Source organism: Tropicibacter naphthalenivorans (assembly GCF_900176475.1).
Taxonomy (GTDB): domain Bacteria; phylum Pseudomonadota; class Alphaproteobacteria; order Rhodobacterales; family Rhodobacteraceae; genus Tropicibacter; species Tropicibacter naphthalenivorans.
In genome coordinates, this window is the sequence record NZ_FWXX01000007.1 from 63,282 (window position 1) to 80,918 (window position 17,637).

Sequence of the window (17,637 nt, forward strand, 5' to 3'; positions counted from 1 at the left end):
CATGCACTATTCCCTGCTCGATCTTGCGCCCGTCCCCGAAGGGTCCGAGGCCGCCCAAGCGCTGCGCAACACCGGCGATCTGGCTGTCCACGCCGAGCGTTGGGGCTATCACCGCTACTGGCTGGCCGAGCATCACAACATGCCGGGCATCGCCTCTGCGGCGACGGCGGTGCTGATCGGCCATGTGGCGGGATTAACCAAGACGATGCGCGTCGGGGCAGGGGGCATCATGCTGCCGAACCATGCGCCGCTCGCCGTGGCCGAAGCCTTTGGCACCCTCGCGACGCTCTATCCGGGGCGCATCGACCTTGGCCTTGGGCGCGCGCCGGGGGGCGATCATGCGGTGATGCAGGCGCTGGGGGTGCACCACGCCCGAGCCGAGAATTTCCCTAATGAAGTCGCAGAGTTACGCGACATGTTCGGCCCGCTGAACCCGGATCGCGCGGTCAATGCCCATCCCGGCGCAGGCACCGAGGTGCCTTTGTGGGTGCTGGGCTCGTCTCTTTATGGGGCGCAGGTGGCGGCGGCCTTGGGGCTTCCCTACGCCTTTGCCTCGCACTTTGCCCCCGCCGCGCTCGAGCAGGCGTTCGAGGTCTATCGCCGCTACTTCCAGCCGTCGCAGACCTTGGCCCAGCCGCACGCCATGCTGGCCGTTAACCTCTTTGCCGCCGATACCGAGGCCGAGGCGCATCGCCTGCGCACCTCGATGCAGCAGTCGTTTTACCGCTTGCGCACCGGCACACCGGGCAAGCTGCCTGCGCCGGTGGATGACCTGTCCAGCGTCGTGCCCGCCGGGGCAATCCCCCAAGTCAACGAGGCGCTGCGGATCACCGCCGTTGGCACGCCCGCGCAGGTCCAGGACCAGCTGAGCGCCCTGATCGCGCAGCACCAGCCGCAAGAGGTCATCCTGACCGGGCATATCTATGACCACGCGGCGCGCCTGCGGTCCTTTGAGATCGGCGCCGAAGTGATGCAAGCCCTTACGCAGGCACAGGCCGCATGACCCCGCAAGACATGGTCCTGACGCCCATGGGGCTGCGCTTTGCCGGGCAGATTTGGCCTTGTACCATCGGCAAAGGCGGCATTCGGACGGACAAACGCGAGGGCGATGGCGCGACCCCGGTGGGCGTGCATCGCATTGTCGGGATGCTCTATCGGGCCGACCGGATCGCGCGCCCCAACGTTTGGGCGCGCCCCATTGGCCCGCGCGATCTGTGGTCCGATGCCTCTGGCGAGCCGGATTATAACCACCTCGTCCGCGCGCCCTATGCGCCTTCGCACGAGCGGCTGCGCAGGGCGGATCGCCTGTACGACTTGGTGCTGCTGACCGATTGGAACTGGCCCAATGCGCAGGCGGGGCGCGGCTCTGCCATCTTTCTTCACCGCTGGCGCAGACCGGGGTACCCGACCGAAGGCTGCGTGGCCTTTCGCCCCGATCACCTGCGCGCCATCGCTGCAAAGATCGCGCCGGGAACGCGGCTGATCGTCCCGAAAGGGCTGGCTCAGGCGTAAAGCCGGTTCATGCTCATGGAAATATGCGCGCGCCGGATGAGCGCCGCCGCCTGCGGATCATTGGCCGCCAGCGCGGTGCGTGTCTGGTGCAATTCATCAAGGAAAATCGCGCATTCGCTGGCCAGATCCATGCGCGGGATGCTTTGCAGCCAAATGCGCGCGGTGCGGAAATAGAGCCGCTCTGACGCCTCGCGCAGGGCCACATTCCCGGTCAGCGACAGCCCAAAGGCGTGGTAGTCCATGTTGAGCTGGGCGAACCCGCGCGGGGTCGGGGCTGCGGCCAGCGCGTCTGCGCGCTGGACAAAGTCCTCGAGCTGGGCGCGCGTTTCATCAGTGATCGGCGCGGGCGAGAGGACACCCGCCAAATGGGTCAGTTCCAATCGCAAGGCATAGACTTGGCGCAGTTCTTCCGCGTCCACATCCGTCACCAAGGTGCCGACGCCATGGCGCGATTCCACCAAGCCTTCGTCCTCGAGCCGCGCCAGCACCCGGCGCAGCGGCGTGCGCGAGGTGCCGAACTCGGCCGCCAAGGCCTCTTCGGACAATTTGGTGCCGGGGGGCGCATCGAGCAGGCAAATGCGTTCGCGCAGGGCGCTGTAAAGGCGGGTGAAACGGTCGGAGGCTTCGGTCATGCCGCCAGCGTTCGCCCAAGTCCGTGCAGCATGTCAAGGCAGGCTTTCAACTCGGATCGGGCGATGAACTCGTCGGGTTTATGCGCCTGCGCGATGGAGCCCGGCCCGCAGACCACCACGCTCATGCCCATCTGCTGGAACAGCCCCGCTTCGGTCCCAAAGGGCACCAATTCGCAGGCGTTCTGCCCGGTCAGGCGACGCACCAGATCGCGCGCCGCGTTATCCTCCATCGGGCTCAGGCCGACGACCTCGCCGATCACTTCGGTGGTGATCTCGGCACTGGGCGACACCGCGCGCATGGCGGGCAGCAACGTATCCTGAACATAGGCGTCCAGCGCGTCCTTGACGAAATGCGCGTCGTCCCAATGCACGGGCCGCATTTCCCAGTCGATCTCGGCCTTGCCGGGGATGACGTTATGGGCCACGCCGCCAGACAGGCGGCCAATGTTGACGGTGGTCCACGGCGGATCAAACCGCGAATTGGCCGGGGTGCGGGTTTTCAGCTGCTCGGCCAGCTCCAGCAGGCGGGCGGCGTAGCGCACGGCATAATTCACCGCGTTGACGCCCCGGTCGGGGGCAGAGCCGTGCCCTTCGAGCCCGGTGAACCGCGCGGTGTATTCGCAACAGCCCTTGTGGCCTTCGATGATGCGCATCTCGGTCGGCTCGCCGATGATCGCCATGGTGGGCGCGATGCCACGCTTTTGCAGTTCCGGCACCAGCGCGCGCGCGCCGAGGCAGCCGACCTCTTCGTCGTGGGTAAAGCACAGGTGCAGCGGGCGGCGCAGGGTGGCGTTGGCCCATTGCGGCACCATGGCGAGGCAGGCGGCGATGAACCCCTTCATGTCGCATGTGCCGCGCCCGAACAGCAGATCGTTGCCGGACCACATCTGAAACGGGTCCTGCGTCCAGTCTTGGTCAGCGGTGGGAACCACGTCGGAATGCCCCGACAGCACGATCCCGCCATCGCCAGAGGGGCCAAGCGTCGCCCACAGGTTGGCCTTGCGCCCGCTCCGGTCGTGATGCAGGTCCACCCGCGCGCCGAAACCTTCCAGCCAGTTGGCCATATAGGCCATCATATCAAGGTTGCTGTCCGCAGAAACGGTGGGAAAGGCGATCAGATCGCGCAGCAGGGTTTCGGTTTGCTTGAGCGTGGACATGGGCGGGCCTCCGGCGCGCGTAGCGGTCAGGGTTTGACGAACATCTGGCGCGGACGGTCGCACAGGCATTCCGCCGGGCCGTCTTCGGTGATGACGATGGATTCGGTGATTTCCATGCCCCAATCGGACATCCAAAGCCCCGGCATGAAGTGAAAGGTCATGCCCGGTTGTAGAACCGTCTGGTCCTCGGCGCGCAAAGACACGGTGCGCTCGCCCCAGTCGGGGGGGTAGCTCAGGCCGATGGGATAGCCGCAGCGCGCGCCGCGTTCGATCCCGGCGCGCTCCAGCGGCGCGGCCAGCGCGTTGGCAATGTCGCAGGCGCGGTTGCCGGCGCGGGCGGCCTCTAGCCCGGCTTCGAGACCTTCGACCAAGGCGGCCTCGGCGGCTTTGAAGATGTCCGGCGGCTCGCCCAGGAAGATCGTCCGGCACAAGGGCGCGTGGTAGCGGCGATAGCAGCCCGAGATTTCAAAGAACGTCGCCTCGCCCTTTTTAAAAGGGCGGCCATCCCACGTCAGGTGCGGCGCAGCGGCGTCAGACCCCGAAGGCAGCAGCGGCACGATGGCGGCATAGTCGCCCCAGTGGCCATCCGCCCCGGTGATCGCATCATGTTGAATTTGCGCGACAATATCGTTCTTGGCGACGCCCGGTTCCACGCGTTCCAGCAGCCCGTCGACGATCTTTTCCGAGATGCGGGCGGCGCGGCGCATAAAGGTCAGCTCTTCGGCGGATTTGATGCCGCGCTGCCAGTTCACCAAGGCCGTGGCGTCGATCAGCTGCGCCCCCGGCATGGCGGTTTGCAGCGCAAGGTAGGCCTTGGCCGAGAAGTAGTAGTTTTCCAGCTCGACGCCCAGACGGGGGCTTTCGAAACCCATGCCCTTCAGACGCAGCGCGAGGTCTTCCATCGGGTGCTTGTCGGGGTTCTGAACGTAGGTGTCCTCGTAGCCGACAACGCGGTCATCGCCCATCCAGACGGTGCGCAGCGCGCCGTTGGTGTCCTGATTGCGCCCCCACCACGCCGGGTCGCGGTCGTGGAACACCAAAACGCCCTGATGCACGTAAAACGACCAGCCGTCATAGCCCGTGAGCCACGCGATGTTCGACGGGTCAGTGACCAAGAGCACTTCGATTCCCTTGGCGTCCATCGCGGCGCGAGTCAGCCTCAGGCGGCGGTCATATTCGCCTTCGGTAAAGGGGATATCCTTGTCGAAACGGTGCTGGCGCATCGCGGTCTCCATCGTCTGTGATGCCTTCAGCTAAGCAGTTGTGCACAACTTTGACTGTCCGAAAGCGACATCTGCTTGTCACATAAGGACAATAGGTTTCGATTTTGGGCGTTTGCTCAAATGCTGTGCACAAATTGGCCTGCGACTCGGGTCTGATCGCCTTTTCGGTGTGTTTGGGCCGGTTTTGCGCCCCTAAGGGTGGGGTATCTGGTTACTTTTTACGCAGAGGGTGAAAGGAAAATGTCCTGAATCCGTTGCGATTTTGTCGGTTTTCGACCGCGAAGCGCCGGTTTTTCTGAGCGCCCCGCCTGTATTGCGCGAATTCCACCGCGAATCTTGGCGAAACAGTTGCATCCCGTTCTGTGAGCCGCTTTAGTTTGGCCAACGACAGCGGGCACCACCCGCGAGACATAAAACAGGGAGCCGACTTTGGCCGAGACATCCTCCGGTGACGCGTTCGTCGCCTTTGAGCGCGTGCAAAAGAGCTATGACGGTGAAAATCTCGTCGTCAAGGATCTGAACCTGACCATGCCGAAAGGCGAATTCCTGACCATGTTGGGGCCGTCGGGGTCGGGCAAAACGACCTGTCTGATGATGCTGGCGGGCTTTGAGACCGCGACCCACGGCGAGATCAAGATCGACGGTGTGTCGATCAACAACATCCCGCCGCACAAGCGCGGCATCGGCATGGTGTTCCAGAACTACGCCCTGTTCCCGCATATGACCATCGCCGAGAACCTCGCCTTTCCGCTCGAAGTGCGCAAGATGGGCAAGTCTGACCGCGAAGCCAAGGTCAAGCGTGCGCTGGAGATGGTGGAAATGGGCGCCTTTGGTGGCCGCCGTCCGGCGCAGCTGTCCGGTGGTCAGCAGCAGCGTGTGGCACTGGCGCGCGCGCTGGTGTTTGAACCCGAGCTGGTCCTGATGGACGAACCGCTGGGCGCGCTGGACAAGCAACTGCGCGAAAAGATGCAGTTCGAGATCACCCACTTGGCGCACCAGCTGGGCATCACCACGGTCTATGTGACCCACGACCAGACCGAAGCGCTGACCATGTCCGACCGCGTGGCGGTGTTCGACGATGGCCGCATCCAGCAGCTTGATCCGCCTGACGTCCTGTACGAAGAGCCCAAGAACTCTTTCGTGGCGCAGTTCATCGGCGAGAACAACACGCTCGAAGGTGTGCTGACCGAGATCCGCGGCGATACTTGCGTGGTCAAGCTGGACGATGGCCAGATGATCGACGCCGTGCCGATCAACGTCAGCAAGGTTGGCGAAAAGACCCGCGTGTCGATCCGCCCCGAGCGCGTCGAGTTCAACAAGGACCGGATGTCCGAGGGCGCCCATACGCTCAAGGCCGAGGTGCTGGAGTTCATCTACATGGGTGACATCTTCCGCACGCGTCTGCGTGTGGCCGGCAACGACGATTTCGTCATCAAGACCCGTAACGCGCCCGATCAGGTTCGCCTGACCCCCGGCAGCCAGATCGAGATCGGTTGGCTTCCGCAGGATTGCCGCGCGCTGGATGCGGTGTAAGATGATCTAAGAATGTCTTCTTCGCCCCCTGCGCAGCGGCGGGGCGGGGGACGCATTAAGGGGTCGGCGTCAGCCCGGACCACGGCCCTCTCCACTCAAACGGGTAACCTTAGGGAGTATAGTATGAAACTCACCAAGACTCTTCTGGCGACCACCGCCCTGACCGTTGCTGCGGCAGGCGCGCACGCCGAGAGCCATGGCAACATGGCCAACGACATGACGCTGGTGTCCTGGGGTGGCGCTTATCAGGCGTCGCAGGACAACGCCTACGTCAAGCCCTACGTCGAAATGCACCCGGACGTGTCCGTGTCCTGGGACGAATCCTCCAACGAGGCCGTGGCCAAGCTGCGCGCCATGAACGAGGCGGGCAACATCACCTGGGATCTGGTTGACGTCGTGGCATCCGACGCCATCCGCCTGTGCGACGAAGGCCTCGCGCTGGAAATCGACCCCGAAGAAGACCTCGCCGCAGCCCCCGATGGCACCTCGGCAGAGGATGACTTTGGCGACCTGCTGGTCTCTGACTGCTTCATCCCGCAGATCGTGTACTCGACCACCTTTGGCTACCGCACTGACATGGTCCCGGAAGGCGTCGACGCCCCGTCCGAGATCTGCTCTGTCTTTGACCTGGAAACCTATCCGGGCAAGCGCGCGCTGGAAAAGCGTCCGATCAACAACATGGAGTGGGCTCTGCTCTGTGACGGCGTTGCCAAGGAAGACGTCTACGACGTTCTGGAAACCGAAGAAGGTCAGGACCGCGCTCTGGCCAAGCTCGACACCATCAAGGACGACGTGATCTGGTGGTCCGCGGGCGCCGACACGCCGCAGCTGCTGGCCGATGGCGAAATCTTCATGGGCTCGACCTACAACGGTCGTCTGTTCTCGGTCATCGAAGAGCAGGGTCAGCCGGTTGGCATGATGTGGGACGCGCAGGTGTTCGACCTTGACGGTTGGATCATCCCGGCGGGTCTGGACGATGCTGCTCTGGCACGTGTCAAGGACTTCGTGAAGTACGCGACCGACACCCAGCGTCTGGCAGACCAGGCCAAGTTCATCTCGTACGGTCCGGCGCGCCTGTCCTCGGCTCCGCTGGTCGGCCAGCATGCATCGCTGGGCATCGACATGGCGCCGCACATGCCGACCGATCCGGCAAACGCCAAGAACACCTTCCTGTACAACTACGAGTTCTGGGCTGACTATCGCGACGACATCGACGCGAAGTTCCAGGCGTGGCTGGCTAAGTAATCTGAGCGGGCGGGCCTGATGGGCTCGCCCCTTACACAAAAGGCGTCTGGCGGCCGGCATCTGCTGCGGCCAGACGCCCCTGCGATGGGGAACGCGCGATGGCCAAGGGCTATATCATCGGACACATCACCGTCACGGACCCGGACGCCTACCAAGAGTACATTGACCGCGACACGCCGATCCTTTTGGGGCTTGGGGGCAAGTTCATTGTGCGCGGCGGGCCATCCGAAACCGTCGAAGGCGAGACCTTGGAACGGCATGTGGTCATCGAATTTCCCAGCTATGAGGCGGCCCTCGCGGCCTATCACGATCCAGACTATCAAGAAGTGGCCGAGATCCGCCGCCGCACGGCGCAAAGCGTGATCTTGGTTGTCGAGGGGACAGAATGAGCGAAGCGACCAACGATCCCGCGCAGACGGGCGGCCCGACGCCCGAGACCGCGCTGGCGGCTGCCGACCAGAAAGGGCCGATGCTGGCCGCGGATGGCACGCCTTTGAAGAAAAGCCTGGCACGGGCGCTGCGGCGGCAAAAGCTGCGGGCCTTGATGCTGATTGCACCGTTGCTGTTGTTCGTTCTGGTGACGTTCATTGCACCGATCGTCGACATGCTGTTCCGCTCTGTCGAGAACCAGATCGTGTCCGACACCCTGCCGCGCACCGTTGTGGCGCTGGAGGACTGGGATGCCGACACCGGCGAGCTGCCGGGCGACGCGGTGTTCCAGGCCGCTTACGAAGACATCTTTTACGCCGCCGAGCGCAAGCTGCACACCCGCCTTGGCACCCGCCTGAACTATGAGATGACCGGCGTGTCCTCGCTGTTCCGCAAGTCGGGCCGGGGTCTGGACGACATCGGCGAGGTCTATCAGGACCAGTTCAAGGACGTGGACCGCGCCTGGGACAAGGCACCGCTCTGGGCCGAGATGATGGGCTCTGACGCGTGGCACGCGCAGGCCGAGGCGTGGACCAAGGGCGAGCCGCTGCCCGAGTTCGAGCTGCGCGCCGGCATCGCCGACGTTCTGCCGCGCACCGCTGCGGCCTATGCCGCATTCGCTGAATTCCAACGCGTCGAAGAGGAAAAGAGCCTTCTGAAGGAAGAACCTTGGACGCTTGTGCACACCGCGCTGTACCAAGACCTCGCCGCAGGGGACGTGTCGGGCTACACCGGCCCGCACGCCGCTGAACTGGCAGAGCTGGACGCGCTTGTGGCCAGCCCGGACTTTGAGACGGTGGATATCCGCGCCGCCTTCGAGGACATCGACGAGGACTGGATGGACCCCGAGGTCTGGACCACCATCAAGATGTATTCGCCGAACTACACCTCGGGCTACTTCCTGAACGCGGTCGACATGCAAAAGACCCCCGAGGGCGCAGAGTTCCGCGACGAGGATGAGCGCATCTACGGTCTGCTGTTCAAGCGCACCATCTTTATGAGCCTCGTGATCACCTTTAGCTGCATCATGCTGGCCTATCCGGTGGCGTACCTGCTGGCCAACCTGTCCGCGCGCAGCGCCAACATGCTGATGATCCTCGTGCTTTTGCCCTTCTGGACCTCTCTTTTGGTGCGGACCTCGGCGTGGAAAGTCATGCTGCAACAGCAAGGTGTGATCAACGACGTGCTGGTCTGGCTGGGACTGGTGGGCGATGCGGATCGTCTGGTGATGATCAACAACCAGTTCGGTACCATCGTGGCGATGACGCACATCCTGCTGCCGTTCATGATCCTGCCGATGTATTCGGTCATGGCGACGATCCCGCCGTCCTATACCCGCGCCGCCAAGAGCCTTGGGGCGACCAACTGGACAGCCTTCTGGCGGGTGTATTTCCCGCAGAGCATTCCGGGCATCGGGGCGGGTTCGATCCTCGTGTATATCCTGTCGATCGGCTACTACATCACGCCGGAAATCGTCGGCGGCACCACCGGGACGTTCATTTCCAACCGGATCGCCTATCACATCTCGTCCTCGCTCAACTGGGGTCTTGCGGCCGCACTGGGGACCATTCTGCTGGCAGTCGTGCTGCTGCTCTACTGGGCCTATGACCGCATCGTGGGCATCGACAACGTGAAGCTGGGGTAAGGGACATGGCTGTTCTGACTGAAACCAAGAAAATGCCCATGGGCTTTACCACCGCGACCGTGGGGGCCTTTGGGGCGCTGGCCGGGGTCTTTGTGGGGGCGGCCAATGGCTCGACCCTGCTGGGGATCGTGGCGGGGTTCGTGGTGCTGGCGGCGCTGGCCGCTGCGGGCCTGACCCTTGGGCGCGAAAAAGAAAAAGCCTTTCGCTGGGGTGTTCTGGCGCTGATGGCGATTGCCGGTTTCGCGCTGGGGGCGCTGCCCGGTCTGGTGATCGGTGCGCTGTTCGGCTGGTTCTTTGGCTGGCTGGTCTACTGGGTGGGCTTTCGCCGCTATCGCGTGCCGCTTGCGCCCTATCTGACCGCGAACCAGGTGCTGTGGCACTACACTTTCCGGGTGATCTGCGGGGCGATCTTTGTCTTTCTGATCACGCCGATCCTTGTGGTCATGCCGCTGAGCTTTAACGCCGAGGACTTCTTTACCTTTACGCCGGAAATGCTGCGCTTTGATCCTGCGGGCTATAGCCTCAAGCATTACCGCGACTTCCTGACCAACTCGGAATGGACCAACGCGGTGTGGAACTCTGTGACGATTGCGCCGGTGGCGACGTTCATTTCGGTGTCTCTGGGCACGCTGGCCGCCATTGGCCTGTCCCAAAGCCACGTGCCGGGCAAGCGCGCGATCATGGCGATCCTGATCTCTCCGATGATCGTGCCGCTGATCATTTCCGCGACGGGCATGTACTTCTTCTACTCCAAGATCGGCATCGTCGGCACCTACTGGGGTGTTGTTCTGGCGCACGCGGTGCTGGGTATTCCCTTCGTGATCATCACCGTGACCGCGACTCTGGTGGGCTTTGATCGCTCGCTGACGCGGGCGGCGGCGAACATGGGCGCGGACCCGATCACCACCTTCTTTCGGGTGCAGATGCCGCTGATCCTGCCGGGGGTGATTTCGGGCGGTCTGTTCGCCTTTATCACCTCGTTCGACGAAGTGGTCGTGGTGATCTTTGTCGGCTCTGCCGAGCTGCAAACCCTGCCGTGGCAGATGTTTACCGGCCTGCGTGAGCAGATCAGCCCGACCATTCTGGCGGCGGCTACGATCCTTGTGGGGATTTCCATCGCGCTGCTGGCCACGGTCGAGTTGCTGCGGCGCCGGTCCGAGCGTCTGCGCGGCATGAGCCCCAGCTGACGCACGGCGAATTCGCCCAATCTTAACAAGAAAATGAGGCCGCGGGTGAAAATCACCGGCGGCCTTAATGGTTTGATGGGGATTCTTGGAGATGATCGCGGACAAGCGCTTAGTTTCAGGAGTCGTCGATGACCGACCAAAGAATGTCCGCAGAGCTGTCCAGCTCTGAAGTCTTGTTTCAGCTTCACGAGTTGTTTTTCTCGCGTACCGATGAACACGGCGTGATCCAGGCCGGCAACTCGGTGTTTCAGCGTGTCGCAGGGTTCGAGTGGGGGGATCTGCGCGGCGCGCCGCACAAGATCGTCCGGCACCCGGACATGCCAAAGGGGCTGTTTGAAATCCTGTGGTATCGTTTGAAAAACGGCCGCCCTACAGGCGCTTATGTCAAGAACAAGCGCAAATGCGGCAGGTTCTACTGGGTCTTTGCCTTGGTCGCGCCCTGTGAGGGCGGGTATATTTCCACCCGGATCAAGCCAACCTCCAAGCTGTTCCATGAGGTCGAAGAATTCTACGAGAAGCTGCTCAAGCGCGAAGCCGAGGGGCTGAACCCGGTCGACAGCGCCGAGGCGATCCGCGAATTTGCCCGCAGCAAGGGGTATCCCAACTACGAGGCGTTTCAGGCCTTTGCCATCGCCGAAGAGTTTGAATCGCGCCAGCGCCAGCTTGGTCGCCCGATTGATCAGGTCCAGCGCCGTTTCGTTGATATGTCCCGCGCGATTTCGCAGGTGCAGGTCGAAACCGCCGAGATGACCGAAGCCTTTGACGCCATCCGAACCGTGCCCATGAACATGCGCATCATTGCCTCGCGGTTGGAAAACGCCGGCGGTCCGATCAGCGCGATTTCGGTGAACTACAGCCAGATGCTCGAAGAAATGTCGACATGGGTGAACACCTTTGTTGATGGCGAAGACTGCGTTTTTGCCCGCATTCGCGATGCGATCCTGCGCGGCCAATTCCTCAGTTTTGCCACCGGCGTGGAGGGTGAGATGATCGAAGCCTTTTCCGCAGAGGACGGCGATGGTGCCGACGGTATTGATGCTCAGGCCGAAATCGCGGGGCTGAAAAAACACCGTATGCAGTTCCGTGATGACATGGTGTCTTCGCTGGCGGATGTCGAACTTGAAGCGAAACGGTTTGCGCGATCCGTTCTGGACATGAAACGCTATGTGACCGGCCTAAGCTCGACTCGCATGATGTGTAAGATCGAAAGCGCGTCCTTGTCGGATTCCGGCACCGCTTTGGCGGGTATCGTCGAACAGCTTGATGCGTGCCAGAACGAAATCGAAAAGCGCCTCGCCAAGGTGGTCGAGCTGAACTCGGTTGTGCAGGGCAACACGTCGATGCTGCGGTCTCTAATGTAAACCCGATGAAGCGCTTAACCAAAGACAACCATACAGAGTTCGAGGTCATCGCATGAGTGATCTAAGCCCGACGTTTCACGCTGGCAGCAGTATGTCCGGCACCGAGGCATTGTTCCAACTGCCCGAGATGTTCTATTCGCGCACGGATGAAAGAGGCGTCATCAAGGCGGGCAACATGGTGTTCCGCCGGGTCGCAGGGTACGACTGGCCCGACCTTTTGGGTGCGCCGCACAAGATCATTCGCCACCCCGATACGCCCAAGGCCGTGTTCCATCTGCTATGGGAAAACATCAAGGCGGGCCGGGCCACAGGGGCCTATGTCAAGAACCAGCGCAAGGGCGGCCGCGCCTATTGGGTGTTCGCCTTGGTCGCCCCGGTCGATGGCGGGTATGTCTCGACACGGATCAAACCAAGCTCCAAACTTTTTGGTGAAATCGAAGAGCTTTACGCCGACATTCTCGCGCGCGAAAAATCCGAAGGACTGACCTCCGAACAAAGCGCCGAGGCGCTCACCCGCGCGGTTCAGGCCATGGGCTACGCGAACTACGATAGTTTTCAGTCGCACGCGTTGGCGTCGGAATTCGAGGCCCGCGCACGGCAATTGGGTCGCCCAATCGGACAATTGCAGCGCCGCTTTATGGATATGTCCAAGGCGATCACGCAGGTCGAATCGGAAACCACTGAATTGACCGAGGCGATCAAATCCATTCGCACCGTCCCCATGAACATGCGCATCATCGCCTCGCGGTTGGAAAACGCAGGTGGCCCGATCAGCGCGATTTCCGTCAACTACAGCCAGATGCTCGAAGAGATGTCGACATGGGTCACCACATTCGTCGATGGCGACGCCTGCGTTTTCGCGCGCATCCGCGATTCTATCTTGCGCGGCCAGTTCCTGAGCTTTGCGAGCGGGTTGGAAACTGAGATGACCGAACATTTCCGCGCCACGGACCAGGAATACCCAAGCAACGTCATACCCGAGGATGAGATCGCGCAACTTTCGGCCCTGCAACAGGAATTCAGCGAGGCCATGACGGCGGTGTTGCAGAAAGTCGAGACGGAGGCCAAGCGTTTCGCCCGATCGGTCTTGGATATGAAACGCTATGTGACGGGCCTAAGCTCGACCCGCATGATGTGCAAAATCGAAAGCGCGGCCCTGTCTAACAGCGGCACCGCCTTGGCTGGCATCGTGGACCAGCTGGATGAATGTCAGGAAGAAATCGAGCAGCGTCTCGCCAAACTGGTCGAGCTGAACTCTGTTGTTCAAGGCAACACGTCGATGTTGCGCACCTTGGTGTAAGAGAGTGGCGGCAGGATCAACGCCTGCCGCCGTCACTGTTTACGCGCGCACCAGCGCCTCGTAGCTTTCCGCGATGTCGCGGGTCAGGGCGCCAACCTCGAAGGTGTAGTCGCCGATCTGGCCAACCGGGGTCACTTCGGCGGCGGTGCCGGTCAACCAGCATTGCTCAAAGCTCTCAAGCTCCTCGGGCATGATGTGACGTTCGTTCACGGTGATGCCCTTTTCCTTGAGCATCTTGATCACCGTCTGACGGGTCAAACCGTTGAGGAAGCAATCGGGCTTGGGCGTGTGGACTTCGCCATCCTTGACGAAGAAGATGTTCGCGCCGGTCGCTTCGGCCACATAGCCGCGATAGTCCATGAACAGCGCGTCGGAACAGCCCTTGGCCTCGGCGGCGTGCTTGGAGGTGGTGCAGATCATGTAAAGACCGGCAGCCTTGGCGTGCACCGGGATCGTCTCGGGCGAGGGGCGCTTCCACTTGGAGATATCCAGCTTGGCGCCTTTGAATTTCGCGTCGCCGTAGTAGTTGCCCCAAGACCAAGCCGCGATGGCCAGACGGACGGGGTTGCGCGCCGACGCGACCCCCATGTCCGGGCCCGCACCGCGCCAGGCCACCGCGCGCACATAGGCGTCGGTCAGGCCGTTGGCTTCCAGAACCGCCTTTTTGGCCGCCTCGATTTCATCAACGGTGTAGGGGATCTGGAAATCCAGTTCGCCGGCGGAAAAATGCAGCCGCTCGGAGTGCTCGCGCGACAGGAAAATCTTGCCGTTGTAGGCGCGCTCGCCCTCGAAAACAGAGCTGGCATAATGCAGGCCATGCGTCAGCACATGGACCTTTGCCTCGCGCCATTCCACCATCTGACCGTCCAACCATATCTTGCCGTCGCGGTCGTCATATGCTCCTTCAGCCATCGCAGCTCTCCTAGGTGTTTTGCGAATATTGCGCAAATCAGGTCCGCACCGGACATATAATTGCGTCAAATCTGGGATTCGCTACCATTCCCTGCTTGGAATGTCAACAAGACTGACGTAAACTGACTGAAAACAGGTTAAGGGGCGCAGACGAAGATGGCCGAGGGACCAAACGCACAGGGCGAAACGCTGCTCTATCTGACGGATGAACAGCTGCGTCAGGGCATCGAGGCGATGTTTTTCGCCTATCGCGGCTTTACCGCCGATCCCGATCGTATCCTTGCGGGCCTCAGTTACGGGCGCGCGCATCACCGCGCCTTGCACTTTATCAATGGCGCGCCGGGGACCACCGTTAACAATTTGCTCAACATCCTGGGTGTTACAAAACAATCGCTGAACCGTGTGTTGCGCACCTTGATTGAGGATGGTCTTGTCGAAAGCCGAGTGGGGCGAAATGACAAGCGGGAGAGGCATTTGTACCTGACCGACGAAGGCGCAGCGCTAGAGCGTGACCTGTCCGACGCGCAGCGCGCGCGGATGCGCGCGGCCTATCGGCAGGCCGGCCCCGAGGCGGTTTCAGGCTTTCGCAAGGTGCTTGAAGCGATGATGGACCCAGACATGTTAACCAGTTATCAAAGGCTCAGGGAGGGCCGCGGATGAGCGACAGCGATGCGCATCTTTTGATCGTCGACGACGATGAGCGGATACGTGGGCTGTTGCAAAAGTTCCTGATCCGCAACGGTTTTCTGGTGACGGCGGCGCGCGATGCGGCCCATGCACGGCGGCTGCTGTCGGGGCTCGATTTCGACATGATCGTGCTGGACGTGATGATGCCCGGCGAGGATGGCATCAGCCTGACCCAAGGCATTCGCGCCACCAGTGCCACGCCAATCCTGCTGTTGACTGCGCGGTCCGAGACCGAGGATCGCATTAAGGGGCTTGAGGCGGGGGCCGACGATTACCTTGCCAAACCCTTTGAACCCAAAGAGCTTTTGCTGCGGATCAACGCCATTCTGCGGCGGATGCCCGAGGTCAAGCCAGAGGCCACCGCGCCAAAGCTGCTGACCCTCGGCGACATCCGCTACGACATCGAACGCGGCGAGATGTGGCAGGGCGAAGACCTTGTCCGGCTGACCGCCACCGAAAGCCAGCTGATGCGCATTTTCTCGGCCCGTCCGGGCGAAGCGCTGAGCCGCGCCAACCTCGTCGAGGAGCTGGGCCGCGACAAGGGGCAGGCGCAGGAGCGCGCCGTCGACGTTCAGATCACCCGGTTGCGGCGCAAGCTGGAAGCGGACCCGAAACAGCCGCGCTACCTGCAAACGGTGCGCGGCGCGGGGTATATGCTGGCCCCGGATTGAGCCTTGTTGCCCCCCTTGTTGATCCGCCGTATTCCTGTTTTTCTGGCGTAGAAAACAGGGAGGGGCGACATGGCCACTGCATTGATAACTCACGCGGATTGTCTGGAACATGTGACGCCCGATGGCCACCCCGAACGGGTCGCGCGGCTGGAACATGTCTGGCACGCTTTGGCCGATCTGGACCTCGTGCGGGAAAGCGCCCCCGAGGCGGACGACGCCGCGCTACTGCGCTGCCACCCGCAGGCCTACATCGACCGGATCGCGGCGGCGGAACCGGCGGAGGGGATTCACCAGCTTGACGAAGATACGTGGATGTCGCCCGGGTCCATGCGGGCGGCGCGGCGTGGGGTCGGCGGGGCTTTGCGCGCGGTGGATATGGTCTTGGGCGGCGAGGTGCAGAACGCCTTTTGCGCGACGCGCCCCCCGGGGCATCATGCGGAAACCCAGACGCCCATGGGCTTTTGCCTGTTCGGCACAGCGGCCCTCGCGGCGAAATATGCGCTGGATGTCAAAGGGTTGTCCCGCGTCGCGGTGGTGGATTTCGACGTGCACCACGGCAACGGCACCCAGGATCTGCTGTGGGACGAGCCGCGCACGCTGTTCATCGGTTCGCACCAGATGCCGCTCTGGCCCGGTACCGGCACGGCGGATGAGCGCGGCGCCCATGACAACATCCAGAACATCCCGCTCGACCCCGGCAGCACCGGCACCGAGATGCGCGCCGCGTGGGAGCCTGCCATCGCGCGCTTGGCCGCGTTCAACCCCGAGCTGCTGATCATCTCGGCGGGGTTCGACGCCCACAAGGACGACCCCTTGGCGCAGCTCGACTGGGAAACAGAGGACTTCGCCTGGATCACCCGCGCGCTGTGCGACATGGCGGCTAAGGTCTGCGGCGGACGTGTGGTCTCGACTTTGGAAGGCGGGTATGATCTTTCGGCGCTCAGCGCTGCGGCGCGCGTGCACGTACAGGAATTGATGGGGGCAGCCCGATGAGCGACGATATCAACGAGATGAGCTTTGAACAGGCCATGGCCGAGCTGGAACGCGTGGTGGGCCAGCTGGAACGCGGCGACGTGGCCTTGGAAGAATCGATCACGCTCTATGATCGCGGTGCGAAACTGCGCGCCCGTTGCGAGACCAAGCTGAAAGAGGCCGAAGAAAAGGTCGCCGCGATCACGCTGGACGGCGGCGGCACTCCGGTCGGGACGAAGCCGGTCGAGGGGCTCTGATGCAGTTCCAGACGGGGCTTGCGGCGGCGGCGGACGCGGTCGAGAGCCATTTCGGATCGGTTTTGGCGGGCTATGACGCTTTGCCAGTGGTGGATGCCATGCGCTATGCGGCCTCGGGCGGCAAGCGTCTGCGCGCTTATCTGGTGATGGAAACCGCGCGGCTGCATGACGTGCCCGCCAGCAGCGCGATCTGGCCTGCCACCGCGATCGAGGCGATCCACGCCTATTCGCTGGTCCATGACGATCTGCCCTGCATGGACGACGACGACGTGCGGCGCGGTCTGCCCACCGTGCACCGCAAGTGGGACGAGGCGACCGCCGTGCTGGCGGGGGATGCCCTGCAAACCTTGGGGTTTGAGCTGGTCTCGCGCCCCGAGTGCCACCCCGACGCGGTGGTGCGCGCCGATCTGACGCTGAGCCTTGCGCGCGCTGCCGGGGCAGGGGGCATGGTGCTGGGGCAGGCCTTGGATATGGCCGCCGAGCAGGCCGATACGCCCCTGACCTTGGACGAGATCACAAGGCTGCAAGCTGGCAAGACCGGCGCGCTGATCGCTTGGTCCGCCGAGGCGGGGGCGCGTCTGGCGCAGGCGGACATCACGCCGTTCACCACCTACGCGCAGGCCATCGGCCTCGCCTTTCAGATCGCCGATGACATTTTGGACGTCGAGGGCGACGCCGAAACCGTGGGCAAGGCGGTGGGCAAGGACGCAGGCCGCGGCAAGGCGACCTTTGTCAGCCTTCTGGGGCTGGACGGGGCAAAAAGCCGCGCATCGGACCTTGTGACACAGGCCTGCGACGCCCTATCTGACTATGGAAGTCGGGCCGAGAGCTTGCGAGACGCGGCGCGCTTCGTTATCTCGCGTCGGAATTAACGCGAACCTGCGCAGCGCGCGCCGAACCAGACCGGAGGACCC

The 17,637-nt window shown here is 62.7% G+C and carries 18 protein-coding genes; 14 read left to right on the forward strand and 4 right to left on the reverse strand.

All coding sequences use genetic code 11. The features are described 5' to 3' along the window. Position 1 precedes the first annotated feature (1 nt). Positions 2-1,003, forward strand: coding sequence for an LLM class flavin-dependent oxidoreductase (locus B9A11_RS14715; RefSeq protein WP_058247301.1), 1,002 nt, complete (start codon positions 2-4; stop codon positions 1,001-1,003). Further along, entirely contained in the window at positions 1,000-1,512 is a 513-nt protein-coding gene (locus B9A11_RS14720; protein ID WP_058247300.1) for a L,D-transpeptidase family protein, read from the forward strand. Before B9A11_RS14715 ends, B9A11_RS14720 begins: the two co-directional genes overlap by 4 nt. Here B9A11_RS14720 and B9A11_RS14725 read toward each other — a convergent pair. Genes B9A11_RS14725 through B9A11_RS14735 form a run of 3 tightly spaced genes read right to left on the reverse strand, consistent with a single transcriptional unit; the run spans position 1,503 to position 4,524 of the window. Continuing rightward, a complete protein-coding gene (locus B9A11_RS14725; RefSeq protein ID WP_058247299.1) occupies positions 1,503-2,144 on the reverse strand; it encodes a GntR family transcriptional regulator in 642 nt (213 codons plus the stop codon). The genes B9A11_RS14720 and B9A11_RS14725 overlap by 10 nt on opposite strands. After that, a complete protein-coding gene (gene argE, locus B9A11_RS14730) occupies positions 2,141-3,301 on the reverse strand; it encodes an acetylornithine deacetylase (protein ID WP_058247298.1) in 1,161 nt (386 codons plus the stop codon). Before argE ends, B9A11_RS14725 begins: the two co-directional genes overlap by 4 nt. A 26-nt stretch (positions 3,302-3,327) precedes the next feature. After that, positions 3,328-4,524, reverse strand: coding sequence for a M24 family metallopeptidase (locus B9A11_RS14735; RefSeq protein WP_058247839.1), 1,197 nt, complete (start codon positions 4,522-4,524; stop codon positions 3,328-3,330). Between the two features lie 429 nt (positions 4,525-4,953). On the opposite strand from B9A11_RS14735, the gene B9A11_RS14740 reads away from it, so the two are divergent. From B9A11_RS14740 to B9A11_RS14770, 7 genes are all read left to right on the forward strand, one after another. Continuing rightward, positions 4,954-6,057, forward strand: a complete 1,104-nt coding sequence (locus B9A11_RS14740) for an ABC transporter ATP-binding protein (RefSeq protein ID WP_058247297.1) — start codon at positions 4,954-4,956, stop codon at positions 6,055-6,057. Positions 6,058-6,180: 123 nt separating this feature from the next. After that, positions 6,181-7,302, forward strand: a complete 1,122-nt coding sequence (locus tag B9A11_RS14745; protein ID WP_058247296.1) for an extracellular solute-binding protein — start codon at positions 6,181-6,183, stop codon at positions 7,300-7,302. Positions 7,303-7,400: 98 nt separating this feature from the next. Continuing rightward, positions 7,401-7,691, forward strand: a complete 291-nt coding sequence (locus B9A11_RS14750; RefSeq protein ID WP_058247295.1) for a DUF1330 domain-containing protein — start codon at positions 7,401-7,403, stop codon at positions 7,689-7,691. Next, positions 7,688-9,376, forward strand: coding sequence for an ABC transporter permease (locus B9A11_RS14755; protein ID WP_083499824.1), 1,689 nt, complete (start codon positions 7,688-7,690; stop codon positions 9,374-9,376). The genes B9A11_RS14750 and B9A11_RS14755 overlap by 4 nt, the downstream gene beginning before the upstream one ends. Before the next feature lie 5 nt (positions 9,377-9,381). Then, entirely contained in the window at positions 9,382-10,563 is a 1,182-nt protein-coding gene (locus B9A11_RS14760; RefSeq protein WP_058247294.1) for an ABC transporter permease, read from the forward strand. Between the two features lie 128 nt (positions 10,564-10,691). After that, positions 10,692-11,924: a PAS domain-containing protein gene (locus B9A11_RS14765; RefSeq protein ID WP_058247293.1), complete on the forward strand. Its 1,233-nt coding sequence runs from the start codon at positions 10,692-10,694 to the stop codon at positions 11,922-11,924. Positions 11,925-11,976: 52 nt separating this feature from the next. After that, complete coding sequence (locus tag B9A11_RS14770) at positions 11,977-13,224, forward strand: PAS domain-containing protein (protein WP_058247292.1); 1,248 nt, start codon at positions 11,977-11,979, stop codon at positions 13,222-13,224. A gap of 39 nt (positions 13,225-13,263) precedes the next feature. Here B9A11_RS14770 and B9A11_RS14775 read toward each other — a convergent pair whose 3' ends face one another. Continuing rightward, positions 13,264-14,136: a branched-chain amino acid aminotransferase gene (locus tag B9A11_RS14775; protein WP_058247291.1), complete on the reverse strand. Its 873-nt coding sequence runs from the start codon at positions 14,134-14,136 to the stop codon at positions 13,264-13,266. 156 nt (positions 14,137-14,292) lie between these two features. Between B9A11_RS14775 and B9A11_RS14780 the strand changes: the two genes are divergently transcribed. The 5 genes from B9A11_RS14780 to B9A11_RS14800 all read left to right on the forward strand — a co-directional run bounded on the left by B9A11_RS14780 (position 14,293) and on the right by B9A11_RS14800 (position 17,595). After that, entirely contained in the window at positions 14,293-14,796 is a 504-nt protein-coding gene (locus tag B9A11_RS14780) for a MarR family winged helix-turn-helix transcriptional regulator (RefSeq protein WP_058247290.1), read from the forward strand. Further along, on the forward strand, positions 14,793-15,494 hold the full coding sequence (locus B9A11_RS14785) for a response regulator (protein WP_058247289.1): 702 nt from the start codon (positions 14,793-14,795) through the stop codon (positions 15,492-15,494). The genes B9A11_RS14780 and B9A11_RS14785 overlap by 4 nt, the downstream gene beginning before the upstream one ends. Before the next feature lie 69 nt (positions 15,495-15,563). Further along, positions 15,564-16,487: a histone deacetylase family protein gene (locus B9A11_RS14790; protein ID WP_058247288.1), complete on the forward strand. Its 924-nt coding sequence runs from the start codon at positions 15,564-15,566 to the stop codon at positions 16,485-16,487. Further along, a complete protein-coding gene (locus B9A11_RS14795) occupies positions 16,484-16,723 on the forward strand; it encodes an exodeoxyribonuclease VII small subunit (RefSeq protein ID WP_058247287.1) in 240 nt (79 codons plus the stop codon). Before B9A11_RS14790 ends, B9A11_RS14795 begins: the two co-directional genes overlap by 4 nt. Then, the gene (locus B9A11_RS14800) at positions 16,723-17,595 is read left to right on the forward strand and encodes a polyprenyl synthetase family protein (RefSeq protein WP_058247286.1); all 873 of its coding nucleotides are present in this window, start codon (positions 16,723-16,725) and stop codon (positions 17,593-17,595) included. Before B9A11_RS14795 ends, B9A11_RS14800 begins: the two co-directional genes overlap by 1 nt. The last annotated feature ends 42 nt before the right edge of the window (positions 17,596-17,637 follow it).